This is a genomic window from Shewanella sp. WE21 (genome assembly GCF_002966515.1).
Lineage (GTDB): Bacteria > Pseudomonadota > Gammaproteobacteria > Enterobacterales > Shewanellaceae > Shewanella > Shewanella oncorhynchi.
Genome location: NZ_CP023019.1, coordinates 4,322,548 through 4,349,405 on the forward strand (window position 1 = coordinate 4,322,548; position 26,858 = coordinate 4,349,405).

General features: G+C 47.1%; 15 protein-coding genes. 5 read left to right on the top strand and 10 right to left on the bottom strand.

The window, feature by feature from the left end:
* The first annotated feature begins 75 nt into the window (after window positions 1-75).
* The 4 genes from CKQ84_RS19320 (at window position 76) to CKQ84_RS19335 (ending at window position 6,882) form a co-directional block, all read left to right on the top strand.
* Window positions 76-1,698, top strand: coding sequence for an alpha-glucosidase family protein (locus tag CKQ84_RS19320; RefSeq protein ID WP_105252428.1), 1,623 nt, complete (start codon window positions 76-78; stop codon window positions 1,696-1,698).
* A 141-nt stretch (window positions 1,699-1,839) separates the two neighbouring features.
* Window positions 1,840-3,111 (top strand): sugar MFS transporter, encoded by a 1,272-nt coding sequence (locus tag CKQ84_RS19325; RefSeq protein ID WP_105252429.1) that lies wholly within the window; start codon window positions 1,840-1,842, stop codon window positions 3,109-3,111.
* A gap of 143 nt (window positions 3,112-3,254) precedes the next feature.
* Window positions 3,255-4,469, top strand: a complete 1,215-nt coding sequence (locus CKQ84_RS19330) for an RsmB/NOP family class I SAM-dependent RNA methyltransferase (protein WP_105252430.1) — start codon at window positions 3,255-3,257, stop codon at window positions 4,467-4,469.
* A gap of 148 nt (window positions 4,470-4,617) precedes the next feature.
* Window positions 4,618-6,882 (top strand): EAL domain-containing protein, encoded by a 2,265-nt coding sequence (locus CKQ84_RS19335; protein WP_105252431.1) that lies wholly within the window; start codon window positions 4,618-4,620, stop codon window positions 6,880-6,882.
* Window positions 6,883-7,089: 207 nt separating this feature from the next.
* On the opposite strand, the gene CKQ84_RS19340 is transcribed toward CKQ84_RS19335, so the two are convergent.
* Entirely contained in the window at window positions 7,090-8,103 is a 1,014-nt protein-coding gene (locus CKQ84_RS19340; RefSeq protein ID WP_105252432.1) for a D-alanine--D-alanine ligase, read from the bottom strand.
* A 321-nt stretch (window positions 8,104-8,424) separates the two neighbouring features.
* Here CKQ84_RS19340 and CKQ84_RS19345 point away from each other — a divergent pair, with 321 nt between their 5' ends.
* Window positions 8,425-8,895: a GNAT family N-acetyltransferase gene (locus tag CKQ84_RS19345; RefSeq protein ID WP_105252433.1), complete on the top strand. Its 471-nt coding sequence runs from the start codon at window positions 8,425-8,427 to the stop codon at window positions 8,893-8,895.
* 164 nt (window positions 8,896-9,059) lie between these two features.
* On the opposite strand, the gene CKQ84_RS19350 is transcribed toward CKQ84_RS19345, so the two are convergent.
* The 9 genes from CKQ84_RS19350 to CKQ84_RS19390 all read right to left on the bottom strand — a co-directional run bounded on the left by CKQ84_RS19350 (window position 9,060) and on the right by CKQ84_RS19390 (window position 26,804).
* A complete protein-coding gene (locus tag CKQ84_RS19350; protein WP_231466229.1) occupies window positions 9,060-9,455 on the bottom strand; it encodes a hypothetical protein in 396 nt (131 codons plus the stop codon).
* Window positions 9,456-9,546: 91 nt separating this feature from the next.
* Window positions 9,547-11,748 carry an exodeoxyribonuclease V subunit alpha gene (recD, locus tag CKQ84_RS19355; RefSeq protein ID WP_105252434.1) on the bottom strand — a complete coding sequence of 734 codons (2,202 nt, stop codon included), beginning with the start codon at window positions 11,746-11,748 and terminating at the stop codon, window positions 9,547-9,549.
* Window positions 11,745-15,542 (bottom strand): exodeoxyribonuclease V subunit beta, encoded by a 3,798-nt coding sequence (gene recB / locus CKQ84_RS19360; protein WP_105252435.1) that lies wholly within the window; start codon window positions 15,540-15,542, stop codon window positions 11,745-11,747. The genes recD and recB overlap by 4 nt, the downstream gene beginning before the upstream one ends.
* The gene (gene recC / locus CKQ84_RS19365; protein WP_105252436.1) at window positions 15,539-19,357 is read right to left on the bottom strand and encodes an exodeoxyribonuclease V subunit gamma; all 3,819 of its coding nucleotides are present in this window, start codon (window positions 19,355-19,357) and stop codon (window positions 15,539-15,541) included. Before recC ends, recB begins: the two co-directional genes overlap by 4 nt.
* A 155-nt stretch (window positions 19,358-19,512) precedes the next feature.
* Entirely contained in the window at window positions 19,513-21,672 is a 2,160-nt protein-coding gene (locus CKQ84_RS19370; RefSeq protein WP_105252437.1) for a DUF3488 and transglutaminase-like domain-containing protein, read from the bottom strand.
* Window positions 21,669-22,766, bottom strand: coding sequence for a DUF58 domain-containing protein (locus CKQ84_RS19375; protein WP_105252438.1), 1,098 nt, complete (start codon window positions 22,764-22,766; stop codon window positions 21,669-21,671). Before CKQ84_RS19375 ends, CKQ84_RS19370 begins: the two co-directional genes overlap by 4 nt.
* 71 nt (window positions 22,767-22,837) lie before the next feature.
* On the bottom strand, window positions 22,838-23,749 hold the full coding sequence (locus tag CKQ84_RS19380; RefSeq protein ID WP_028760026.1) for a MoxR family ATPase: 912 nt from the start codon (window positions 23,747-23,749) through the stop codon (window positions 22,838-22,840).
* Between the two features lie 185 nt (window positions 23,750-23,934).
* Entirely contained in the window at window positions 23,935-24,639 is a 705-nt protein-coding gene (locus tag CKQ84_RS19385) for an EAL domain-containing protein (RefSeq protein WP_105252439.1), read from the bottom strand.
* A 239-nt stretch (window positions 24,640-24,878) separates the two neighbouring features.
* Entirely contained in the window at window positions 24,879-26,804 is a 1,926-nt protein-coding gene (locus tag CKQ84_RS19390) for a transglycosylase SLT domain-containing protein (protein WP_105252440.1), read from the bottom strand.
* Window positions 26,805-26,858: the final 54 nt, after the last annotated feature.

A 26,858-nucleotide genomic window follows, 5' to 3' on the forward strand; every position in this document is an offset into this window, starting at 1 on the left:
CAGTAACAAAACGATAACTGTTTGCTTGAGTGTGTTAGGGAAAGTTCGCTGTAGAATAATGATAAAGGGGCAACAATGAGTGAGTTAACGTGGTGGCGTGGTGCAGTGATTTACCAAATTTATCCGCGTAGCCTTTTAGATACCAATGGTGACGGCGTCGGGGATTTACGCGGCATTATCATAAAGCTGGATTACATTGCGAGTCTTAATGTCGATGCCATCTGGATTTCACCTTTCTTTAAATCTCCTATGGCAGATTTTGGCTATGACATTAGTGATTACCGCGAAGTTGACCCTCTTTTTGGCACTATGCATGATTTCGATGAATTGATTGAAAAAGCCCACGGCTTAGGTATTAAGGTCATTATTGATCAAGTATTAAGTCATACTTCGGACCAACATGCGTGGTTTATTGAGAGCCGCGAAAACCGTACGAATCCCAAGGCGGATTGGTATGTGTGGGCCGATCCTAAGGAAGACGGTACAGCGCCTAACAACTGGCTCGCGATTTTTGGCGGTTGTGCTTGGGAGTGGGAACCACGCAGACAGCAATACTATTTACATAACTTCCTGCGTAGTCAGCCCGATATTAATTTCCATCATCCCGAAGTGCGCCAAGCTGTGCTGGATAACGTTGAATTTTGGCTTAAAAAGGGGGTAGATGGCTTCCGCTTAGATGCCATTACCTTCTGTTATCACGATGAACTGCTCAGGGATAATCCGGCAAAGCCTAAGGATAAACGTCAGGGCCGTGGTTTCAGTGAAGATAACCCTTACGCTTATCAATACCATTACTACAATAATGACCGTCCGCAAACCATCGCTTTTATTGAAGATTTACGAAAGCTCATCAATCGATATCCAGGAGCGGTGACCTTAGGCGAAGTCTCTGCCGAAGATTCTTTGGCTGTAATGGCTGCCTACACTAAGGGCGAAGATCGCCTGCATATGGCATACAGTTTTGAGCTGCTGACTGATGATTACAGCGCCGCTTATATTCGCCAAACCGTAGAGGCTTTGGAAGCGAGCATAGGTGATGGCTGGCCATGTTGGGCTATCGGCAATCATGATGTGCAGCGCGTAGCAAGTCGTTGGGGGCAAGGTAAGCAGAATTCAGATATGGTCAAAATGCTCAATGCCATGCTAAGTTCGCTGCGCGGCAGTATATGTAGTTATCACGGTGAAGAACTCGGTCTAACTGAGGCGCCAATTGAATACCATGAGCTGCAAGATCCTTTTGGCAAAACATTTTGGCCTATGTTTAAGGGGCGTGATGGTTGCCGTACGCCAATGCCGTGGCAGCAAGGCGCTGACTTTAGTGGCTTTAGTGATGTTTCTCCTTGGCTGCCAATTCCACCTGCGCACCAAGCGTTAGCTGTGGATGTACAAGAATCTGATGCTGATTCTATGCTCAATGGTTATCGACGTTTTCTGGCTTGGCGTAAGTTACACCCAGTGTTAGTTGAAGGTGATATTAAATTTGTTGATACAAAGGAGCCCATTTTGGCCTTTGTTCGCACCTTAGGCGATATAAAAGTGCTCGTGGGATTTAATTTAGGTGATACCGAGGTCGAGTTTGATTTCTCTGCATTTGAAATCAGTGAGTCGCTGACGGGACACGGCCTTAAAACCGCACAAATAGAACACAATCAGCTGAAGTTTTCGGCATTTACCAGCTTTTATGCAGTGTTAAAGTGAAAATGATTCATTTTTATTCGGTTGAAGTGTTATAGATACGGGATCCCAAGCCCACAGTTTGATATAAACCCGCCCACGGGCACCATGGGGAATGTAACCTTAATTAGTTCCTGATAATAAAAACATACAGAGAGAATAACTATGGCGTCATCAATTAATACCGGTAGCTACACGAGCAGCACTGGCGAAAATGGGTCGGGCAGTTATCGTTTTGCCTTGATCTCATTGACTTCACTGTTTTTTATGTGGGGTTTCATCACTTGCTTGAACGATATTCTGATCCCGCATCTTAAAGCGGTGTTTTCACTGAATTATACTCAAGCCATGTTGATCCAGTTTTGTTTCTTCGGTGCTTATTTTCTAGTCTCAATCCCTGCGGGTAACTTAGTGAAAAAGCTGGGTTATCAAAAGGGAATTGTTTCTGGTCTCGTGATTGCAAGTATTGGTTGTGCGCTGTTTTATCCTGCGGCGGCCCTCGCTACTTACAACTTGTTCCTCGGTGCATTATTTGTTTTGGCATCAGGCATCACAATCCTGCAAGTGGCAGCCAATCCTTATGTCAATGCCTTAGGCAGTCGCGAAACTGCGTCGAGTCGTTTGAATTTAACGCAAGCGTTCAACGCTTTAGGCACAACGGTCGCGCCGTTTTTTGGTGCTATGTTAATTCTTTCTGTTGCCAGTTCAGTATCTGGCGATTTAGCCCAAGCGAGCGCTGAAGCAGAAGTAGTTAAACTGCCATACCTGTTACTTTCTGGCGCCTTGGCAATTTTAGCGCTGATTTTTGCGAAGTTAGATTTACCTGTGATCCGTGAGCATGATGAAAGTGTTCAAGGTGAAGTTCAGACCCATCTAGGTAAAACCAGTGCCTTACAAAGCAAGCACTTAGTGCTCGGTGCTGTGGGTATTTTCGTGTATGTCGGCGCAGAAGTGTCTATCGGTAGCTTTTTAGTTAGCTTCTTAGGTGAAAGCCATATAGCGGGTATGCCAGAAGCAGAAGCCGCCCATTACATCGCTTATTATTGGGGCGGCGCTATGGTGGGACGTTTCATTGGCTCTGTGGTGATGCAAAAAGTACCAGCAGGCTCAGTGCTTGCATTTAATGCTTTTATGGCGGCGCTACTTGTGGTTGCAGCGATGACAACCAGTGGCAGCATTGCCATGTGGGCAATCCTTGGGGTGGGGTTATTTAACTCGATTATGTTCCCAACGATCTTCAGCTTAGCGCTTCGTGATTTAGGTCCACACACTTCACAGGGCAGTGGCATTCTATGTTTGGCGATTGTGGGCGGCGCGATTTTGCCTTTATTCCAAGGCATGTTAGCGGATAATCTTGGCGTGCAACTCGCCTTTATTCTGCCCGTGATTTGTTATGGGTTTATCCTGTTCTACGGGGCTAAAGGCTCAAAAATGTAATGGATTAAACTGACTGTGGCAAAAAGCGATCTTAGGATCGCTTTTTTTTATGGCTTTAACCTTAACTCGGCGCCAGCGTGCTTGCGTATTAAGGCCTGACCTCCTATGATCCTCCGGTTTTATCATTCATGGTGACCTTTTAAATGTTGAATTCTCCGCTTTCTGCCAGCTCGAACGAATTAGTGATCAGTATCTTAACTATGGTGCTGAGCCAAGGAAAACCCTTAGATCGGGCCTATTCTCAGCATTTTTCTGGGTTGCAATTAGTACCCGCCGAGCAGGCGCGTATCGCATTAACGACGGGTGATATCCTACGTCGTTTAAATTTATATTGTTATCTGGCGGAAATCAGCCCAGATGAGATGGAGCGTTTTGGCTCTAAATTGCTTAATGCCTGGCATTTATTTCACGGGCTTGAACTGCCTAAAATGCAATATTCGCTGCAAGTTGATGAGGTGCGTTTAGCTGAGCGTATCGAGCAAGCGAAAACTAAGCCTGTGTTGTGGGATGGTTGCCCTGAGTGGCTCGATGTTATGGGCCGTGAGCAACTAGGTGAGTCTTGGGAAAAAGAGCGCGCCGCGTTAAGTACTGCGCCGAAACGTTTTTTACGCGCTAACGGCCTTAAGGTGACTCGTGATGAACTGGCCGCTAAGCTTGCTGCCGAGTTTGTGAGCACGCTCTGTGTTGATGGGGTCGATTCAGCCCTTGAAGTGACCTCCGATTCAGCCTTGTTCCGTACCCAAAGCTTTAAAGATGGCTTATTCGAGCAGCAGGATGCGGGCTCTCAGCGCGTAGCTGCGGCGCTTGATGCCAAGCCAGGCATGAAAGTGATTGATGCTTGCGCGGGTGCGGGCGGTAAAACCTTACACATAGCTGCGCAAATGCAGGGTAAAGGACGCTTGTTGGCCATGGATGTGGAGCAATGGAAACTCGACAAACTCAAAGAGCGTGCCCGTCGTAATGGGGCACACAATGTCGAAACCCGTGTTATCGCCAGCAGTAAAACCATTAAACGCTTAAAGCTCAGTGCCGATAGGGTATTGCTTGATGTGCCTTGCTCTGGTTTGGGTGTATTAAAGCGTAATCCCGATGCAAAATGGCGTGATACCGTAGAGCGTTTACCTGTGTTAATGGAACTGCAAAAACACATTTTGAACAGTTATAGCCGCATGGTCAAAGTCGGTGGCATAGTCGTCTATGCGACTTGTTCTATCTTCCCTTGCGAGAACCGCGGTCAAGTGGATGCGTTTTTAGCCGAGAACCCCAACTTTTGCCTGATTGAGGATGAAAGTATCAGCCCAGCCGATAGCGGCTTTGATGGCTTTTACCTTGCCAAACTTGAACGTATTCAAGAATAAAGCATTGCTTTTTAGACTAAAGTAAACCTTTTACCGCGCAGGTAAAGGGTTTACTTAATTAACATTAATGCCTAGAATTTCTTATAAGTTATAAATATTTAACATTGTTAATCAGTATTTATATTGCAACTTTGCTCTTAAGGAAATTATGGCGTACGGCGTTAACCTTCCAGATCTGCTCGATCATGCAGACGTTAAACTCGCCCACAATGTCAGCATAGCTTGTTATAGCAGTATTCTTTCTATGCTGCTCAATGGCGCACCGCTACATGAAATCTTGCACGCCTTAGTCTTAAAAATCGAGGCTCAAAAAGTAGGAACCAGAGGGTCTGTGTTACTGCTCAGTGCTGACGGTAAACGTCTGTTATTAGGTGCCGCCCCCAATTTACCCGACAGTTACAATCAAGCCATTAATGGTGTCGAAATTGGCCCCAATGTGGGTTCTTGTGGCACGGCTGCCTATTATGCGCAGCGTGTTATCGTTGAAGATATCGCTCAACATCCTTACTGGGTTAATTATAAAGAACTACCATTACGTGCAGGTCTTAAATCTTGCTGGTCAGAACCTATCAAAGATACTCATGGTAAAGTGCTAGGCACATTTGCCATGTATTATGATACGATAAAGTCCCCAACAGAGCAGGATTTAGAACTCATTTCAGAGGCGGCAAGACTGGCGAGTTTAGCCATTGAACGCAGTCGTGCAATGGAATTTCAGCATTTAGCTGTGAAAATTTTTGACCGGTTACCTCTTGCTCTGGTTATTTCCAATTCTGACGATGCAGTTCTCTATGCTAATCCCGCTTTCAGACATATAGTTATTCCTCAAGATACTGATATAGCTAACTTTCATCCTAAAATTTTTTTAGCATTATCCCAATCTAATGACTTAGTGGGGTTATTTGAGCATTTAGCTCAGGACAGAATGTGGCAGGGTGAGTTGGTGGGTCTTAGGGGAAATGGCGAGGAGTTTTATCTTGACCTTATCGTCACGACCTTCCGAGAGTCCAATGGCCAGCAACCCTGTTTTGCATGGCTATTTTCAGACATTAGTGAACGTAAGAAAGCGGCGCAGCTGATTAAGTATCAGGCCAATAATGACTCTCTTACCGGACTTGCTAACCGCAATGCGTTATTCAAGCAGATCCAAGCGTTAATTACCTCCGACAGTTTGACACCCGGCTTTAGTTTTATGTTGATGGATTTAGATAACTTTAAGCAAGTCAACGACACCCATGGCCATGACAAAGGTGATGCACTGTTAGTGCAAGTGGTTAAACAGATCAGCGAGTGTGTCGATGACACTATGGTGTTTGCACGCTTAGGAGGGGATGAGTTTGCCTTGCTATTACCTGGGGTTGTTAACCAGAAAGAATTGGCACAAATTGCAGATACAATTAACACAAATGTGGCAAAACATTATGTGCTAGCCGATGGAAAAGGCGTTTATAGCTCGGTCAGTATAGGGATTGCACGTTTTCCTGAAGATGCCCTCGATCTTGAACAGTTGTTAAATTGTGCCGATCAAGCCATGTATATTTCTAAGGCAAATGGTCGCAATCGATATCATTTTTTTACTGAACAAATGCAGCTAAATGCCGAGCGTGTTGCTAGCCTTCATAATCAGCTTAAGCAGGCATTAGATCAGCATACCTTCGAGCTTTATTACCAACCCATAGTCAATGCGACCACAGGCTTGATTGTCCGTGCTGAAGTGCTGTTGCGCTGGCAGCATGAGGGAACGTTTATTCCACCCGATGAATTTATTCCCATCGCTGAGAACAGTGGTTTAATCGTTGATATTGGTCGAGATGTTCGCCTTGGTGCTATGCAGACTATTTTAGAAATGCAGGAACGAAATTGGCCCATTAATTTATCGGTGAATGTCTCGACTTTTGAGTTTTGGTCCCATGAACTACAAGATGCCTTTGTGGAATCCTTTGCTGCGATTACCGAGCAACTTGAGGTGACAGATTTCCCTTATGACAGATTAACCCTTGAGATCACTGAATCTTTATTGATGAAGCAGCATACGTATCTTATTGATGTACTTAATGGTTTGCGAGTTAAAGGGATTAAAATCTCCTTAGATGATTTTGGGACGGGTTACTCATCTCTATCTTATTTAGCTAATTTTCCTATCGATCAAATTAAAATCGATAAGAGCTTTATCGACAGATTAGATGAAGGCAAACGTCACGAAGCGTTAGTGGAGGCCATAGTGCGTTTAAGCCATGCGTTAGATTTAACTGTGACGGCAGAAGGGGTAGAAACTGAGTCCCAGCTTAAATTTGTAATGGCGAATCATATTCAAGAAATTCAAGGATATTTATTTTATAAGCCTATGCCCAAAGCTGCATTCTTTGCCCTGTTGGCAAAGCAAGCTGAGCTGCATAAGGGTTTTGACGTTTGACCTTGATGTTTGACCTAGATGTGAGGGCGGCTTAATCAGTGACAGTCTGATTTTGATATTGGGTTTAGATGTAAGGTAATAATTCAAGTTTTAGATATAAAACATTGAAAAAGTAATAAATAAAAAGAGCGCCGAGGCGCTCTTTTTATTACTGAAAAAAGGTGCTGCACTGAGTCTCTGCGTTCACATTGAGTCAGGTGGTGAGCGCTAAGATTTAGCTGTTATCTGGCTGTTAATCACTAGACTCAAGTATTCAGTAAAGTCATGACCGTGATTCCGCAGCATTTTGGGGAACATAGAAATCGGCGTGGAACCTGGGAAGGTATTGATTTCATTTAGTAAAATCTCATTGTCCGCGGTTAAGAAAAAGTCGATGCGCGACAGGTGACGCAATTTCATACCTTTAAATGCCTTGATTGCATAGGCGCGGATTTGTTCACTGATCTCAGCCGACACATGCTGTGCCACCACATCGGTGCGTGCTTTACTGTTTTTGGCGTATTTCTCATCGAAGGTGTAGAAGGTGTTGGTATCACAGATGATTTCACCTGGTACTGTCGCCACCACTTCACCGTTGTACTCGTATACTGCGACTTCTAACTCACGGGCTTTAATGGTTTTTTCAACGATAACATAGGGCGCATAGCCGAAAGCATCTTTAAGCACGCCAGCGACTTTATCGCTGTCATCGACTTTATAACAACCAACAGAGGAACCTTGTGAGGCCGCTTTGACGAAGATGGATCCCCATAGTGCTAATGCGGCTTGGGTTTGCTCTATTGCTGCATCATCGAATTGGTTTAGAAAAATATACGGGGTATTCGGAATACCTAAGGCCGAGAACCACATTTTAGCGGTGATCTTATTAAAGCAGTTACTGCTAGCCTCGGATTCACAGCCAAAATAGGGCAGTTGGATTAGGTTAAAATAGGATTGAATGTCACCTGTTTCGCCGGGATAGCCATGAATGCAGGGAATGACGTAATCGACCGGCCATGGGGCTTTGCTCTCATCTCGGAAGCGAATTTCACGGCTATTGGTCAGTTCACAATCATCACCCGCAGCGGTGCGGTATTGACCAAATTTATCCAGTTCGACTCGCAATACACAAAACTGCTCGGATTTTGCCAGTGAGGTTTCAAAATAATTGGCCGACATGAGTGAAATATCGTGTTCGGCACTTCCGCCGCCGCACAGCAAAAGCAGGTTGATCTTAGACATTGTGAGTGATTCCTCAAAGTGAGCAAAATCGGATGACATCGGCCTGTGGCAATACGAATATCATCCTATAGTACAGCCGCTGTCATCTTAGTTTTCTTGCCCCTATGAGTGCAAGGTTTTGCTGACTGATGGCTATTAAGTGGTGAATTTTAACGCATTACATCGCATTGCAAATATGGGGTTGTGCCTTTGTCGGGTTTATTTTGATTTTTGTCGCGTGAGATGGCAATGTCGTTGGACTATTGCTTCGTCACCGTCATCTAAACTGTGCAACCCGATACGAGTGACATTGACTTTAGGCAGATTACAGCATGGTATCTCATGGTGAATAAAAACATTCGGTTAGCCCGCTTACAGGATACAGATAGTGTGCAGGTATTACTTGAGCAACTCGGTTATTCTTTGCCCCATGCCGCGTTAGCCCAGACGTTAAGCCAATATCAGCATGATTCTCTGCGCCGCAGTGATGAATTACTGGTGTATGAGCAACATAATGCGCAGGGTGACCTGCAAGTTGTCGCTGTGATGGCCTTAATGTTCTTTGATTATTTCCCCGCCTTGAGTCGTATCTGTCGTATAACCGCAATTGTGGTGGATGCCGACATGCGGGGGCAGGGCGTTGGCTCTCAGTTGATTGCCTTTGCGAAAGAAAGGGGAAAGCAAGAGAATTGCCAGTTACTCGAACTCACTACATCGATGCAGCGCATTGCCACACAGCAATACTATGAAAGTATCGGGTTTACCAAAACATCCTTTCGCTACAGCTTAGTTTTGAGCGAACCAAACGGCTAATTCTTGGCTCGAGCGAGCATAAACAGATCCGTTGTCCTTGTGCCTTCGGGTACCGGAAAAACGTTGCAGGTGACATTGATAATTTCAAATTGATTTTAGCAACTGATAATGTCTGGCCTATAACCGATATTCAGTCATCCGAATTTGTACATTAATACCAAAGCTCAGAGTAAGTAGTTCAGATCAAAACAGATGTTTAGCCCTAAGTTATAGGCATGATTTTTATGTAAATTCACCATTAACTCGACATCCATCAGTTGTGCTAAGGTCACTGGTCTCGCTTCCCAGCGCGGTGCGTGGCCAGCATCATTACAGTGTGCTAGGTATAAACGTCGCGTACTTTGATGTATGCCAAAATACGTCATATTACAACGCTGGCTAATCGTTAAATAGGGCTCAAAGTCGAGTGCGTATATCTGCATGTCTTTAAATTCTGACCACTTGATATAGCGGGTTTTTTCATAATAACGCTTAGGTAAAGCGGCATCTGGTGCTATGGCGTCAAACAAGGCAATAACGGCTTGTAGATCCTTAAGTGTAATAATGTCCTTTTTAATCAATGTTTAAATCCTTAGTTTCATGGTTAGAGTAAATCTAAAAGTCATATCTTAAAATGTAGTTCCTAAAGTGTTCCCCATTGACCACAAAGCTTCATTCACCCCAAAGGCGGTCGGCAAGACCCGATGCGCGTTGGGTTGCTTGGCTACTGGCCCGCTCGAATACGTGCTGGGTGCCTAAGCAGGTAAAGTGGACTTTAGCGCGGGTGATGGCGGTGTAGACCAATTCTTTGGTCAGCAGTTGCCATTGGGCTAGGCTGGGGCTCGGCGGCAATACTAAGGCCACACGGCTAAATTCGCTGCCTTGGCTTTTGTGTACTGTCATGGCATAACAGGTTTCATGGCTGGGCAAACGGGCTGGCAAGACTTTTAACAGGCTGCCATCGGCCTTGATAAAGTGCGCCATTAAACGTTCGGGTTTATCTTCATCCTGCAAAATCAATCCGATATCACCGTTAAACAGGCCTAAGTTATAGTCATTGCTTTGGATGATAATGGGCCGACCCAGATAAAACTCCTGTAGCGGTTTAATCAGCTTGGCATTGGCCAGTGCTTGAGTCACAAATTGATTAATGCCTTCAACCCCATAATCGCCCGAGCGCATAGCACATAGAATACGGTACTGGTTAAAGCGTTCAATGATGTCAGCTGTGCTTGGACGCTTACTTGCATCATTGTTACTTGCATGGCTATTCAAGGCACCGAGATAAGCGCCATATTGCTGGCAGGCTTGCTCCAGCAGTAAATTGAGTCCCACATTATTAGCAGGCTCGCTTACTTTGGCTTGGGTTTGGCTTACGATCATACTGTGTTCTAACCAGCTCAATTCTGCAGGTCCTTGTTGCCATACCTGCAAAATACCTTGAAGATCAGCGCGATTGACGGCACTGGCGAGCAGTCCAATCCCTGCATCGCCTTTAAATCTGTGGCTGTGCATTAGCATACATAAGCTATCGCCAAGTTTAGGGGCATTGCTGATACAGGGCGTTAACTCAAAACCCGTTAAAGCACTCAGACGCTCGGCTTGTTCCTTGGAATAGCGCATTTGCCACAGAGCTGGGCTGTTTGACGCTATGTTGTTCTGAGCAAGGTTATTGGGATCTACTGGTATTTTAAGGCCCGCACAAATATCGGCGAGCACAGCGCCCGCCTCAACCGAGGCGAGTTGATCCTGATCGCCGAGTAAAATCAAACTGGCGTGCTCAGGCAATGCGCTCAGCAATTTATACATCATGGGCAAATCGACCATAGAGGCTTCGTCGACAATCAATAAGTCGAGCCTAAGCGGATTACCTTGATGGTGGCGAAAGTGCGGCGAATTGGGGATCACCCCAAGCAGTCTGTGTAAGGTTGAAGCTTCCTCTGGAATACGTCCCAGAGCTGTTAAAAAGTCTTTGTTATTTCTATTGCGAGCTTCATCAATAACATTAGCATGGGCGCTGAGTTCCTTCGCCAGACGCGCTTTTGAGGCTTTGATTGATTCGCTTAAGCGAGCCGCCGCTTTTCCCGTTGGCGCGACTAAACGGATTTCCTGCTGTGATTCCATTTGTAGCAATAACAAAAGCTTAGTCACAGTAGTGGTTTTGCCCGTCCCTGGGCCGCCAGTGATCACTGACAGTTTTTTACCCAGCGCTGTGGCCGTGGCGACCTTTTGCCAATCAATGGGTGCTGTGTCTTCACTGTTAGTTAGTACATTGGTAGTGAGTGCATGGGGCGCGAGCACATTGGCAGGGAACAGTTGATCTAGCAGTGACCTCAACTTAGCGATTTGCGGTTGCTTTTGGTGGCTTGTTTCTTCAGATAATTGCCTAGATACACTTCCGGACAAGCGGATTAATGAGGCGGCCACTGAGGTTTCAAATTGATGATAACGTTGTAAATAGAGTCTGCCATTATCAAAAATAAGCGGTTTGTTACTGCCCGCTTGGCCGACGGCATCAAAGGTTTGCAAGGTCTCAGTGAGCGCTTCGAGACTTAAACTGATTTTACAATGGCTATTTTGCTCGGCCATGGGATTAAGCGGCACGATATGAGCGAGTACTAGGCAGCTGTGCTGTGAAGATAATTGCTGGCTTAATAGCGCACACAGCAAAATAAACAAGGGCTGTTGGCTGTCGCTTGGATGCAAGTGACTCATTTCGAGTGCGAAATGCCGATCGAGCGGTGTGAGCAGTCGTTCTTGCTCCCACTGTTTTAACAGCTCTGGCAGCGGCGCTGTAAGCTGAATTGCGCCATGGTCTATCCATTTCGCTGCTGTGAGTGAATGTGCATTTAGCCCTTGGGTTGAGCGCATCATGCCGTGACTCCTGTATCTATTGCACGAGCCAATCTGCTGTGAAATAAATTGTCATTAAAAAGTGAATCTAGCGCGAGAATAAGTGCCTTCGGCGGCTTGTCGTAGTAAATACCATAGCCGGGATATTGAGCTGACATTCCCCGTAAGAACAAGTAATAACAACCGCCTATGTGGCTATCGTAGTCATAACTTGGCAGGCGTAAACTCAAATACCTGTGTAGCGCCAATGAATAGAGAATGTACTGCAAATCGTACCTATGATCGGTTATTGCGCTTTGCAGCGCGCTCTGATGATAGGCATTGATGTTGTCGCCTAAATGATTCGACTTATAGTCGGCGATATAATATTGACCTTGGTATTCAAAGGTTAAATCAATAAAGCCTTTGAGCATGCCCTTGAGATCATCAAACTTAAGTGTCGACTCATAGCCAAACTGCTGCAGTAGTGCATTGAGCTCAGTATCTTTAAGTTCGCTTAAGGGTAAATAAAACTCCATTTCGACTAAGGTATTCTGCGGCGATAACTGGGCTAAGCACAAATCAGGATGAGCAGGTTTGACGGCGCTTACGGCTCTTACATGGCTAGTGACCTGCGACTCTAAGGCGTGCGGTATCGCGCAGAGCGGTGCATGCAGCACATCCAAATACCAAGTATGTAATACTGTTTGCCATTCGGGCGCGATACCGTATTGCAGCATGGCTTTAGGCAATTGCAGCGGTAAGTCGATTTCGGCCTGCGTAAAATCAATCTCTTCTAACACTAAATGCATAAAGCTACCGGCATTGGCGCCGCGCTCAAAGTTAAAGCGATTGAGCATGTCATCCTGCAGATCATGACTTGCCTCATCAGGAATAGAGAGTGTTTGCGCAGCCGTATATTCAAGCGTACCTAATATTTCATCGTCGGCACCCGGAGCGGCTTTACCATGGCTGGTATTTTTAACTAGGCCTGAATAACTGCCGACTCGCCACGGCGTGCAGTATTGGCGGGTTAAGGTTTTCGCGCTAAGTATTTGCGCTATGTCTTGGCTTGAGGGCAATGGGCGCTCGTCTATGTCATCGGGCAGCTTATCAATACTTATGGCTTCCACATCTTGAGCGAGCTGCTGCACAGCATTGCAGATACGGGCAAAGTCACATTCTGAGTCGCCTATGCCGAGCAGATAGCCGATAGCGGTTTCATGCAGCTGACTTTTAAGGCCATTTTTAAGCTGACGACTGTGGTTGGCGATATACAAGTAACACAAATACACAGGGCGAGTGAGCGCCACATACAAAAGGCGCAAGTCTTCGGCTAAGGTTTCTTGTTTTGTGCGCTCCCAACCGTCATCCGTGCCTTCGATATCCCATACTAGCTCTTGCTCACCTGCATCGTTAGTTCTGTGGTACAGCATAGGCGTAGGGCGGCGGCGATTGTCGCGGGCTAGGCTGACAAAGGGCACAAAACACACGGGATACTCAAGACCCTTACTCTTATGGATAGTGACGATCTGTACTAGATTCTGCTCGCTCTCAAGGCGTAGCTGCTGTTCATCGGTGCCTGTGTTATCAATCAGTTGCTGTTCATACCAATTGAGTAGGGCACTCATACCATCAAGTTCGGTGGCCTTTTGTTGTAATAGCTCGGCAAGGTGGCGAAAATCCGTCAAACGGCGCTCGCCATTCGTGGCATCTTGCTCCTGTGCATCGGTTTGCGTACTGGCGGTGTGCAGTAAACGGTCAATCAGCTTAGTGCTATTGGCAAGGCTGAGTAGCGCGGGCATGATGCCGCGTTTTTGCCACACTTGGTGCAAGTTAAAAAATTGCTCTAATAACTGCTGTCTGTGCTCTTCATCTTGGTTAAAGGCATGGATTTGCTCGGCGCTATAACCTAATAATGCCGTGGCTAGGGCGCTGCGCAGTGCCCGTTCATCTTTTGGGTTCGCTAGAGATCGCAAAATTAACGCCATTTCCCGCGCTTCAAGGGTATCGAACACACTGTCGCGACTTAAAAACACCGCGCCTATGTGGCGTTTACTTAATGCGGTTTTCATCACTGCCGCTTCGTTGCGATCCCGCACTAAGATAGCGATGTCTTTAGCGATCAAAGGCCCTTTAGGGCTGTGGCATTCGCCATTGGCCGCATCTGTCAGTAAACGGGTAATTTGTGCCGCCGCGTCTTCGGCGAGCAAGTGTCTTGCCGTGGTTTTGTTGAGGCCGTTTTCTGCGCTTTCGCTTAAGAGTCTTAATCTTAAAGCGGCTGGATTGGCGGTTTTTTCAGTGAGGATTTTCCCTTTAGCACTGCTGGGCGTTTTCACGCTATCAAAGGGGATCGATTGACTGATAAAAGGATCGTGATGCTGGCTAAACAGATGGTTAACCCCAGCAACCATGTTTGCGCTTGAGCGGTAGTTGGTATCCAGATGATAGTGGGCCTGCGTATGATGACGGGCCTCAATATAGGTATGGATATCGGCACCACGGAAGGCATAAATGGCTTGCTTAGGATCGCCAATCATCAACAGGCTGAGCTTATTTTCTGTATCGTTTTTGCCTTGCTGCTCAAACGAGTAGCGGTCTTGGTAGATACCAGAGAAGATCGCAAATTGCAGCGGATCGGTATCTTGGAATTCATCAATAAGCGCGACGGGAAAACGTGTTGCCACGGCTTTGGGCAAGGTTTCATTATTGGCGTTTAACGCGCTCGCTAATGTCGTGAGTAAGTCATCTGGGGTCAGCACATTTTTTTGTTGTTTTTGCTGGGCAAATCGCTCGCTTATGCCGAGTTTCGCACTATATAAAAATGCCGGTTTAATGGCGGCAATCAATGTGGCGAGTTGCTCCATATGATCCATTAGCGGCGCTTCACTCACACTTGGGATCACGCCGCCCTTGTTGAGTTTTAACTCAGACAACGATAAGGCTTCTAACTCTTTCAGCGGCGGTAACCCATGACCGAAGGCGAGCCAGTTATCTAGTGCATCGAACATGGCGGCGAGCTTAGGGTACTTATCCGTTGCTTTGCCAAAGCGGGTGCCATTCAGCGGCAAACTGTGTAGCAATGCCAATAAGCCATCGCGTCCCCTTGGCCAAGCTAATTTAAAGCGTTCTAAACTTTGGCGCAGTGACAGGGCTAAGACATCAAACTTAAGCCCGGGTTTCAAAGGCTTTGCTTGACTGGCGCCAAGGAGCGGTCGCAACTGTTTGACTAAACCATCGGGCTCGCCAAATTCCTTGGCAATGATTTGCGCTAAGTAATCGGGCAGCGGATAACAGGCCTCACGCCAAAAATCCCGCACGGCATGGTGCAAAAATTCGCTGTCGTCCAAGGTAAAGTCCGATTCGAACAGCAAGGAAGACTCAAAGGCGAGATCCGATAAAATTCGCTGACAGAAACCGTGAATGGTAAAAATTGCTGCTTCATCGAGGGATTTAAGGGCGAGATCGAACCGTCTCAAGGCAATGGCGCGTTCACTTTCTGGGGTGTTGTCATACAACGCCTGCACAAAGGGATCGGCAATCGTTAGTCCTAAGAAACACTTAAAGGCAACTTGAATACGCCGGCGAATACGATCCCTTAACTCTTCGGTGGCCGCATTGGTGAAGGTAACCACGAGAATTTGTTCGCAGGTGAGCGGCGCAGGAATGCCATCCCCAAGCAATAAGCGTAAATAAAGACCTGAAATCGTGTAGGTTTTACCTGTGCCTGCGCTGGCCTCAATAAGACGACTACCGCCAAAGGGCAGAGTGAGAGGATCAAGCGCTTGTGGTGCTGAATGTAAGGCTTGCGTGTTCAACGGCATCTGTTCACTCATGCTTGCTCTCCCTGTGCACTATTGCGGTTCAAATGTGGTGCGAGAGCTTGTGTGTCAGTCGCGTGTTCATTAGCAGGGCCTTGGCTCATGCCATCGTTAAGCGCAAATTCCTCAAGCTGAGCCAGTGTGTCTTTGAGATATAAACTCACCATAGGGCGATAGATACGCTCGGCTAATGCGCCAAAGCTATCCTCAGAGAAATCCCGCGGGAAACTAAATAATCGCTGGTAATGGGGTTCGTTCCCTTCACCCAATTGACTCTGCTCATCTAACCATTCGGGTAACGCTTGCTGCAAACGCTCATCGTGCTCACCCTCGCAGCTGACGTAGGCCAGTGACGTGCGCGGCATAAAACACAGTGGGTGTTGTTGGCCTTGGTAAAACAACACCAACAAATCGGCCAGTAACGCATGGGCGCGCTCAGCAGTGATTGGAGCCAAGGCGTGGAAGTGCCCCATGTCGAGTAGATAGCTTGCATGTGTGTGGCCCATTGCCATTAAACACAGGTGGCGAAGGTACAACCTCAGCACATCGCGACCGTGGGCGCTACCAGGACGGTAATTCACTAACCCCTTAGGGCTAATATCATCGATACGGCCTTGCAGTAACACTTGCTGGGATTTATCCGCCGTGATGGGCAAGTCAAACACGAGTTTAATATCCGCATGGCTGCTGGCTTGTTCTCCCTTGAGGAACAAGGTTCTGCCAATCAAAGGTTTAATATCATGCTGATATTGGCGCAGTAGCAAATCATCGAAGGGCTGCATGGGCAAAGTGCCACTGGCTTTGAGGCGTTTAATCAGCTCGATATCGGGCTCAGTTAGGCCTTGGCCTATGGCATCATCGAGTAACTTGGCCTGTAACATATAGCGCTCTAGGGCATTCAAGCTAAAGGGCTCGTCATTATCATCGGCCTGAATATTAAGGCTGAGATCGACTTTTAATGTACGGTTGAAGAAGTACTGCGCTGGATTTCGAAAGAAACGGATCAGGGCTGACACATCCACTTTCTTACTTTGTTGTTGTTCGTGCTCAGAAGCGGGCTGTGCCTCTGTATCTGGCACTGAGTCTTGTTCATCCGCTTCGAGCATGATGCGAGTTTGCACGCCGATAAAGCGGCCCGCATGTGTGCCCACAGTGTCCGTATTGGGTGGACACCATTGCAGGCTGTAACTTTGGCCTATGCCCGAGTTACTTGGGGTTCTGCCTGAGCCATCTTTGTCATCACGTTTTACTGTGGCTTGATACAACTTGGGATCAAAGGGTTGCAGTGGCTGGTGGCTGACAATCGCGTTATAGAGGGTTTTTTCGGCATCCTCTGGTTCAATTACGCTTGCAGCGTTTTGCGATTGAATCAATAGGGCTTCAGGTAAATAGCACAGCTGACAATATTCAATCAGCTCAGAGACAAGCATAGAGGCGATACGCTCAGAGTTATCCCGTTCGCTGCGGCCAATATAGCTGATATACAGTTGTTCCCGCGCCGACAATAAGGCTTCTAAAAACAAATATCTGTCATCGAGGCGGCGGGAGCGATCGCCTTTACGGGCACCGAAATGCGCCATTAAATCAAAGCCGACGGGATGTTGAACCCTAGGATAAACCCCATCGTTCATGCCGAGTAAACACACGACCTTAAAAGGAATCGAGCGCATCGGCATCAAGGTGCAAAAGTTCACGCTTCCCGCAAGATAACGCTGGCCGACCCGAGATTTGGTTAAGCGTTGATTAAACCACTGTTGCAGCACTTCAATACTGAGGCTAAGCCCGCTTATGCGCTCTTGGGTTAGCGCCTCTAGCGGATTTGTCTCTAACGTTTTTGTATCTAAGGGCCTGCCCGCCGATAGTAACTCTTGCTCTAGGGCGGCAATGGCATCGCGGATTTCCTGTAATTGTTCGCGTTCGTCTTCATCTGTGTCGTAGAAGGCATCTAGTAGCTCAGTTAATTCCGCTAAACGCAGGGCGCCCACTTGCGGCAGGGCGAGTATTTGCGCCGTTTCATCGAGTACTTCAATAAAATTGAGTAGCTTACCTAACGCCTGCGCCGATTGGCCTTCGATGCCAGTGACGACAAGATGGTCTTGATAGAGCGGCGCATCGTCACTCAAGGCGTAACCTAAAATCAGCCTTTTAATACCAAAGGCCCAAGAGTTTTGCTCAAACGCTGGCACACCTTGTTTAAGGCGGCTTTGTTCATCGCGGCCCCAGCGCACGCCCGCTTCATCTAACCAGCGGCGGATCAGTTGCAATTCATCGTCATCGAGCTGGAAACGGCGCAAAATGGCGGGCACTTCGAGTATGCTCAAAATGTCGGTCAGACCAAAACGACTCTGATTAATCCCGAGTAAATTTAAAAAGCTATTGATGAGCGGTGATTCCTGCGCTGCGCCGCGGTCGGCAATGGCGTAGGGAATGTAATGCAGGCCTTGCTTCGCCGAGAAGACTGCATCGATGTAGGGCGCGTAGGCGGCGACATCGGGCATCATGACCACTATGTCTTTAGGCGTCAGGTCGATATCATTGCTGAGTAACTCAAGCAAGTGATCGTGCAGGGTTTCGATTTCCCGCAGTGGGCTGTGACAACTCTTGACTCGAATAGATTCATCGTCGCGCTTTAGTAGGCGTCTGTTCTCGACATTTTGGTACAGCTCGGCATCTGGCCCTAGCACTCTGTCTAAGGTTTGCATCTCTAAAATATCGTATTGCACGCCGTGGAGCATGCTGGCGTTACTGTGTGGCGAGTTGGGATCGTCACAGGGCTCACAATACACATCATCGCCAAAGTCGCAGTGTTCGGCGGGGAGCTCAAGCAGCATATCGAGTAATTCACGGCCCATCTTGCCGTTATTGGCAAGCAGCGGATTGCCCACTTCGAGTTTATCTTCCCATAGTTCGGCTAATTGGCGTTTACCCGCATATTGCACCGCCATGCGGGCACGATTACGGGGATCAACAATGTCGCCCCAATAGTGCTGACACGGGCTTAAGCCAAGCACGATCACATCGATACGGCCTGCCAGATGGTAAAGCACTTCAAGGGTTTGCGGCGCCATCGAGGAAATGCCAAACACAAATAGGCGTTGCGGTAATTTGGCGAGTGACGTGTCGGGATGATTCAGCGCGGCAATTAAGTCACTGTGCAGGTTGGCCCTGTGGTAATGGCTTTGATTAAGCTCATCACGGTTAAAGGCAATGAGCGCGCGCCATAAAATAGGTTGCCAGCGTTGGTCTTCATTCAGCGGCTTGGTGAGTGAGTCGGGCTGCTCGTTTTGCTCCCACGCTAAAATCCAATCGGGGCGATACACTAAGTATTGGTCGAAGATATCGGCGATGCGGCCACAGAGTTGGTACAGCTTAATATCATCAGCCGTCAGGTTACTGGCGTTGAGATGTTCACTCGTGTCGGCGGCATTTGTGGTGGACATGCTGTCTAGCATATTGTCTAGGCTATTACTTTGCACATGGCCTAGATAGTGTCTCAACGGCCCAAAGGCGTCATTTTGTAGCATGCGCGGTAAGAGTTGCATCAGCTTCCACGTCATTGCCGCCTTAGTGAAGGCGTTATCCTTAGGCACATTGGGCAATAAGTCATGGCACAACTGCCAGGTAAAGCTCGATGGCAGCGGGAATTCCAGTGCGGCAGCAATTCCATTCTGTTTGGCGATTTCGAGGCGTAGCCAAGTCGACATGCCGGGACTCTGTACCAGAATATGCTCGTTACTCAGTAGACGTGCAAAAGCAAGGGGTTGGGTCAGGTAAGCGGCTAAATGGGCGCAGAGCACTTCCATCTGATTGGACTGGATTAACTTTAGCATGTGCAACTCGGCATGGTGACAATAAAACAATTCTATGTGTTTGATTTATAAGATTCAACACTATTGCTGCTTCTGTAGAATTAACCCGCAATTTTAGGTGTTTATTGGTGCTTGCTCCGATGATGTATCGTCAGTTAAAGCTGAGTTGACGAATGCTAGGCTAGATTGAACTTATCTTTCACTTTGGCTCTGAGCAATAACCAGTTGAGTTGCTTCGCCGCCGCTTTAAATGCGGTTAAATGCGCTTGATAGTCTTTAGCCGGTAAATCTTGGTACTTCAGCGCCACATAACTTTGTGTCAAGGTTTGGAACAGCGTGCAAAGCTTTGGTGCACTGTGTTGGTATTGCTCAATAATCTGCTGCGCAAATTGATTTGGTCCATCACTGTCTTTGCGCTTAATGCCATGGTGTGCGAGACGATTACAGAGCTGTTGATAACGAGTGCTAATAGGATCGCCTTGAACTCTAAAATGTAATAAGCCCGCACTGTAGGCGATATAGAGCACGATAAGGCTGATACAGAGCCCCATAAAGACCGCGATTTTAGTGTGAGTCACATCGCCTAAAATGCCACTGAGCACTTGATTTTGCTTCTCTTGGTTAAAACCCAGTACCCACACGCTCCAGTAATAATCTATGCTGGCAAAACGTTGTCTTAACTCATTGAGCCAAGGCATTGATTTAAATCGTAAGCTACTAAAAGGGCTTTCCTGCAGGTAACTCTGCTCGGGATCAAATTGGGCGTCGAAACCTTGCTCGATACGATCGGGCGCCACCATAGCGGTGGGGTCGAAACGCACCCAACCTTCATCTTCGAGCCAAACCTCAGCCCATGCGTGGGCCATATATTGATACACACTGTAGTAACCCGCTTGCGGATTATATTCCCCGCCCTGATAGCCTGTGACCATACGCGCGGGTAAGCCTGTGGCCCGCGCCATAAAAATGAAGGCTGCGGCATAGTGCACGCAAAAACCGGCTTTGTTTTCAAATAAGAAATCATCCACTTGCTGCGGCCCAAGGGGGGGAGGCGTGAGTGTGTAGAAGAAAGGCTCACTATTAAAGTGGCCCATCATGGCCCATAGTCGTGGCTTAGGCGCGGGATACTGAGTCTTAAACTGCTCTGCTAACGTTAAAGTGCGTGGATTACTTTGGCTCGGTAGTTCGAGGTTAATCTGCCTTTGCCGCGCAGATAGCCTGAGATCCATCTTAGCCTTAGGCCAAGACTCTACTTGATAACTCATTCGCTGATCGATATTGCGCAGCGCCAACAGCCGATAGTCGGGCATATTGACCACGTTATCATCTTGGCTATAGGCCACATCGAGACCAAATAACCACGGCTGGTGGCTCGGCTCAGCAATCACTTGATAACGAATACTATGCTTATCTTGCGCACTTGATGCCATCTCTTGATCTTCACTGCTTATCGAAGCAGGACTATTACTCATGGGATCAGGATTATTAACCATCAATGCTGGGCTGGGCCGTGAGGGCGGAAACAGCAGCGCATCTTTTTGCAACTGTTTAATCCCCGCTTCTTGGCGCCAAGTGACACCATCATAGTTCTCCATCACGAGGGCGCGCCAATATAACTCGGCATTAATGGGCGTTGCATTGGTAAAGCTCGCCCTAAAGGCAAGTTCAGTCGAACGGGTGAGCTTACCTATATCACCAATCGCCAGACTATCGGACAAGCCCGTTTGGGCTTCTTTCATGTTGGGCACTAACCAGAGCGGTGCAAGACGCGGTAACACTAAAAATAACAGCAGCGCGAGGGGAAGGCTCTGGAGTAAAAATTTGCCACCGATCCAAGCCGTGTGTTTTAAGGATTGCTTATCTTGATACAAAGTCACGAGCACGCAGGTGTTGATCAACGTCACCACGAGTAAATGCGCGGTATTGAGTAAGGATTGGTGATCAATAAAGGTCAGCGCGATAATAAAATAGCCCGCGAGGACGACAACGCGCACATCCCTTTGATTACGCATTTCAATGTATTTTAAGGCATAACCTAACAGCAGCAGATTCACTAGCGCATTGAGTAAGCCTATTTCCTTTGAGACGAGTGCCAGTGTGGTTGCGGCGCCGATCGCAAGACTGGTGACCAGAAAACGCGGTGGTTTTGCCACTTTGCCGACATAAATCCCCACACGCCACAGCAAACAGATAGCGCAAATGCCCAAAGTCCAAGGCGTGGTTTTATCAAATAGTGGGCTCAGTACGGCGATATTGGTGATCAATAACCAAAATAAAGTCTGACGGCTGATGTTATCGCCAATTTGCGGTGTTGTACTGCTGGCCGTTAATGTCATGCCTGTTCCCTCGAGGTAGGGATATGACGTTTCGTGCTGGTGGTTTTCGCCGTTTTATTCGAGTGCTTTGCCGCTGATGACGAATTAACGGCTGAAGGCGCTAATTGTGGATATAAGGCAATGGCTTTTTGACAGGCGATCCTATGGTGATTGCCTATCGCGGGCGCGATCAGAACATCGTCTCCCATTGGGTTTTGCAGATGTAAGCCAAAATACTGCTCAAGTTGCGTGAGTTTATTGACTTGCCAGCTTAACTGACTCAATTGGGTTTCGAGGCGTTTGGCATCGGGTCTGAGCCTTAACCAGACGGGATCACCTTGGGGCTGCTGGAATTCTTTAGTCAGCATGCCGCGACCCTGTGCCCATTGTTTCCATGCCACTTGCTTGAGGGATTCGCCGAGCACATGGGGTTTAAGGCCTTTAAACTCATCAATCCCCGATACATGTTTACCCGCGAGTAACAGGGGATCTTGCTCCGACTGGGTATGATTAGCCTCAAGCTGCAGCGGCGCTTCAATCGGCTGGGCAAAGACTAAGTGACTAATGGCTAAATCCACATGGGACCATGCGCGGCAAAGTCCTAAGGGATAGAAGGATTCAATTTTGAGCCGACCCGGTGACACTTGGCCCCGCTGATGATATTCGAAGGGCACGAGCGCTTGTTGTTCATCTGTACCAAGGTTCTGCACCGTATAAGTGCGATTATGCGGATAGTTAAGTTGTATGTTATGGCCACTATGGTGAGTGCTGATGAGGACCGGAAAGGTTAAGGTTTCGCCCGCATAGACTTCGGGCGGCGTCGTGGCCCGTAAATGTAAGCCGGCCAGATTTTTGTAACTGTAGAGAATGCAGGTATTAAAGAGGCTTAGGAGTAAGATGCTGAGGCCAATGACTAAGTTATTTTGATAGTTAGTGCCGAATAGATATAAAAGTAAAACCAGACCGAGCCAAACTAACCCAAAACCACTCGGCAGAATAAAAATGCTGCGATGGCTTAAGGTTATTTCGGGACTCGGTGGCAAGCGTCTTGCTAACCAACGTTGCCAAATCGGGACTAACGTCGGAATGAAAGTCGGGAGTATCAGTCGTTTCACTTCTGAGTTATTTCCTTAGTTTAATGCGTTAACTGCATACTTTAGCGATATCTTCTCATTACAGTATCTTGCTACATAATAGGGTTAACACTGGCGAGAATTCGCTCAGATAGGGCTTCACCCTGTAATTGGCTACTGGTTCTGAGTCTATGCTCCGCTACACAACAAAATACCGCTTGCACATCTTCGGGGACTAAATAATGTCGGCCTTCTAAAAAGGCCCATGCCTTAGCCGCTTGTAATAGCGCTTTGGTGGCACGCGGTGATAACCCCACGCTGTCACTTTGGCTACGGGAAAAACTCACTAAGGCCAGAATATAATTGAGTAAGGCATCGGAAGCGCTGACTTTGTCGCACTGCTCTTGCAGTTGCATTAAGGCCATCGGTGTCAGGCATTGGGGCAATTGATCTAAGGTTAAGTGGTTATGATTGCTCTTAAGCATAGCGAGTTCAGCATCGTGGCTTGGATAACCAATAGACAGACGCATCATAAATCTGTCGAGCTGCGATTCTGGTAGCGAAAATGTACCGGATTGATCGGTGGGATTTTGAGTCGCTATTACAAAGAAAGGATTGGGCAATCTGTGGGTGATGCCATCGACGGAAATTTGTTGTTCGGCCATCGCTTCGAGTAAAGCGCTTTGTGTCTTAGGGCTGGCGCGATTAATTTCATCGGCCAAAATCATCTGCTTAAAAATTGGTCCAGGATGAAAGATAAATTGTGCTTGATGTTTATCAAAAATCGATACGCCGAGAATGTCGGCAGGCAGCATGTCACTGGTGAATTGGATCCGCTGATAGCTCAAACCTAAGCTTTGGGCTATACCATGGGAAATACTGGTTTTACCCATGCCGGGTAAGTCTTCAATCAACAGGTGCCCACGGGCGAGAATACAGGCTAGAGCGAGACGAATTTGTCTAGGCTTGCCCAGCAATACTTGTTCGAGTTGTTGTAGTAATTCGCTGATCCCAGATTGTGCCACGGGCGACTCCTAATACATTTGGAAGTGTGCTTAAGGTGCATTTGCAAGCTGATGTGCGTTATCACTATGGCGGATCATAGCCCGTATATCCAGTGGCATTTCTAGTGCTAAATCAATTACTCGACAGCATTAGGTTTGGTCTTGAGTGGGCTGGTGGCGCGAATGTAAACCGTTTTAGCCTGATCTTACGTAAGGCACAGTGCTTGGCTGCTGGTGGGGCGAATAAACCAGGATTTAAACAAAAAGCCTTGGACAAAGTCGACACCGATATTCCGCGCAAAGGCTAAGTGAGCTTCAGTTTCTATGCCTTCTAAAATGCACTGTTTGTTAGTCTTTTTGGCAAAGTTGACCAATGCAATTAATAATTGGGCTCCCTCAGGGTGTGTTATGTGTGTTAACCAATGGCGGTCAAACTTAAGATAATCCACGTTCATCATCAGATCGACACTGAGCATGGAGTGGGGCGCACCAATATCATCCAGCGCCACATGTATCTTAGCTTGTTTAAATTGAGTGAATAATTGACTGGCCAGCTGGGCATCGTTAATACAGGTGTTTTCGATGATCTCGACCGTGACTCGTTCATAGTGGGACAGCAAACGAATGAGCTTGGCGGTATGTGGTCCATCGACGGCGTGGGGATCAACATTGATAAAAATTCGCTGCTGACTCGGCGCATGGATGAGTTGAAATGCCTTGGCTTGATATTCAACTGCAGCGAGTATTTCTGTGGATTCATGCAACTGCTCGAACACAATATTAGGTGCAACCGCATCACCATTAGGCAAGTAAAAGCGTGCTAAGGCTTCATAGCCGTCGATGGCTAAAGTATGAGGATTGACAAAGGGTTGGTATTCGCAGCTAAGGGTTAACGAACTAAGGTTAATCATGGGTGTAATGGGATTCTTAATGCTTTAATGCTAATTATTCGCATTTAATGCCTTTTAGTGCAAACAAGTTTTCGATAAAACGGCGTGATTGCTGAATAATTATTCGCTTTGCTAATTATTTGAATTTAGAGAATATCATTTAGAATTTTTGGTGGTTAAAGCATGAGCGTTACCCTAGGGTATGCTGAAAAGGAGGAACTCGATGCTGCTGAGTATCGAGTTCCTTTTCATGTCACGAGTTAGTAAGCAAACTTAAGCTCAGCTTCGCTGAATAATGGCTGTGCTTTTTGCTTTTGCGCCTCATAAATCAATCGATAGCTGAGGACGGCTTGAACATATTCACGGGTTTCAGTAAAGGGAATCGCCTCGATAAAACCCATGGCATCGAGTTTGCCATCAGAGTTTGATAACCAGCGACGCACGCGAGAGGGACCCGCGTTATAGGCCGCCGTGGCGAGGATACGGTTTTGGTTAAACTCTTTCAACAGCTGGGCATAGTAAGCGCTACCAAGATTGAGGTTAAGCTCTGCGCTGTAGAGATCCTTTGGATCGCTATATCTGGCCCCGTGTTTTTTGGCGGTAGCTTTGGCCGTGGCGGGCATAATTTGCATTAGGCCACGGGCACCTACACCCGAGGTCGCATAAAGATAGAATGCACTTTCGCGGCGGCTAATCGCACGGATCTCATCGATGTTAACCCTATGCTTTTTGCTGGCGTGCTCAAAACCGGCTTGGTGCGCCATAGGGAAGCGTAGAGGAATATCATCCCACAACTTACCTTGAATACTGGCTTCAACACCAAAATCGTACCAGCCCTGTTCATGGGCATAGCGTCCATAACGTGCTCGCATCGTATTGTCACTGCGTTTTAGTAGCGACATCCATTCATAGCGAGCATCGAAATAACGGTCGAGTGCCATTAACTCTTGTACTCTGACAAAGCCGAGATCATCGGTTAACTTTTGGCTATTGGCATCAACAACAGGCTCAGGGCTTTGATTGAGTGATACCGGTTTATTTAAGAACTGCGCAGCAGCAAAACCGTAAAAATTACGTTCATTACTGATTGTCGCGAGCGCTTTTATGGCGCTTTCAGGCGCTTCTTTGGCATTGGTGCGATAAAGCCAGTATTGCCAACGTTCCTTTGCCAAGGTTTCTGGTTGGAGTAGGTTCAAGTAACGGGCAATACTGCGCATGTCGTGATCGCGGATAGCCCATCTTAAACGGCGCTCAAATAAGTCGTCATTTTTCAGTTCAGTGAGCACATTGTCGACATAGTTTTTATAGTTATCATCTTGTTCAATTAAAATGCGGCGAACAAGGTATTTATCGAGTTGCTGCGCTTGTTCTGGGGTAAAACGATGGGCCTTTTGATACCGTTCATACAAATTAATAGCTTGGTCGAGATCCTTACGGGCAAGGCGTTTTAATCCTGCGGCAACAATGTCACCGACAATGGGATTTTTATCTTTAAACTTTTCGGTATGGCGCAGGCTATTGGGATCTTTATAGATGGCGACTAAACGCTTAGCTTCGTTACTATGGGTGGTGATTTTTTGGGATAAAAAACTCAGTAAACTCGTTTCGCCAGCCTCGAAACTCAGCATCATTCGCGCCCATACGACATCTTGAGTGCGTTTACCGGCTTTGGTCCATGTGTTGAAAAGAGGATCACATTCCTTTGGGCGCGAACCCCCAAATACCCAAAGTGATTGTGCGGCCGCATAAGCCGTTTTTAGATCGCCCTTGGCGAGTTTCGCCTCATAGTAATAACACTGCAGGCGGATGTCGGTAGGCGCTTCTGGGGTGATCGCAAGATAATCATTCCAGCGTTTTTGGCTACCAGCATTGTTTAAATATTTAGACCTTAGCCTATTGTACATGGGGGTGGTTTCATATTTTTCAATCAAGGCTTTAGCTGCATAACCCTGTAAGGCATTAAGAGCACCTATGTCGATATCATGATCTAAATAAATCGCGAGCGGATAATTACCTAGTTTTGCCCGTAGGGGTTTATAGGTTGCATAATCTTGCTTCTTCAGGGCTTTTTCAGCCTCAAGAAAGGTTTTCTGCGTTGACGTTAACGCAAGTGCAGCAGGGGCATTCAATGCGCCTGCGAGCAATATTGCACTGGATATAACCACATTTATAACTGCTTTGCACATGGAGCGTTTGCCTCCGGGCATCAAGGTATCAATCGACATGTCCGTATCGATTTG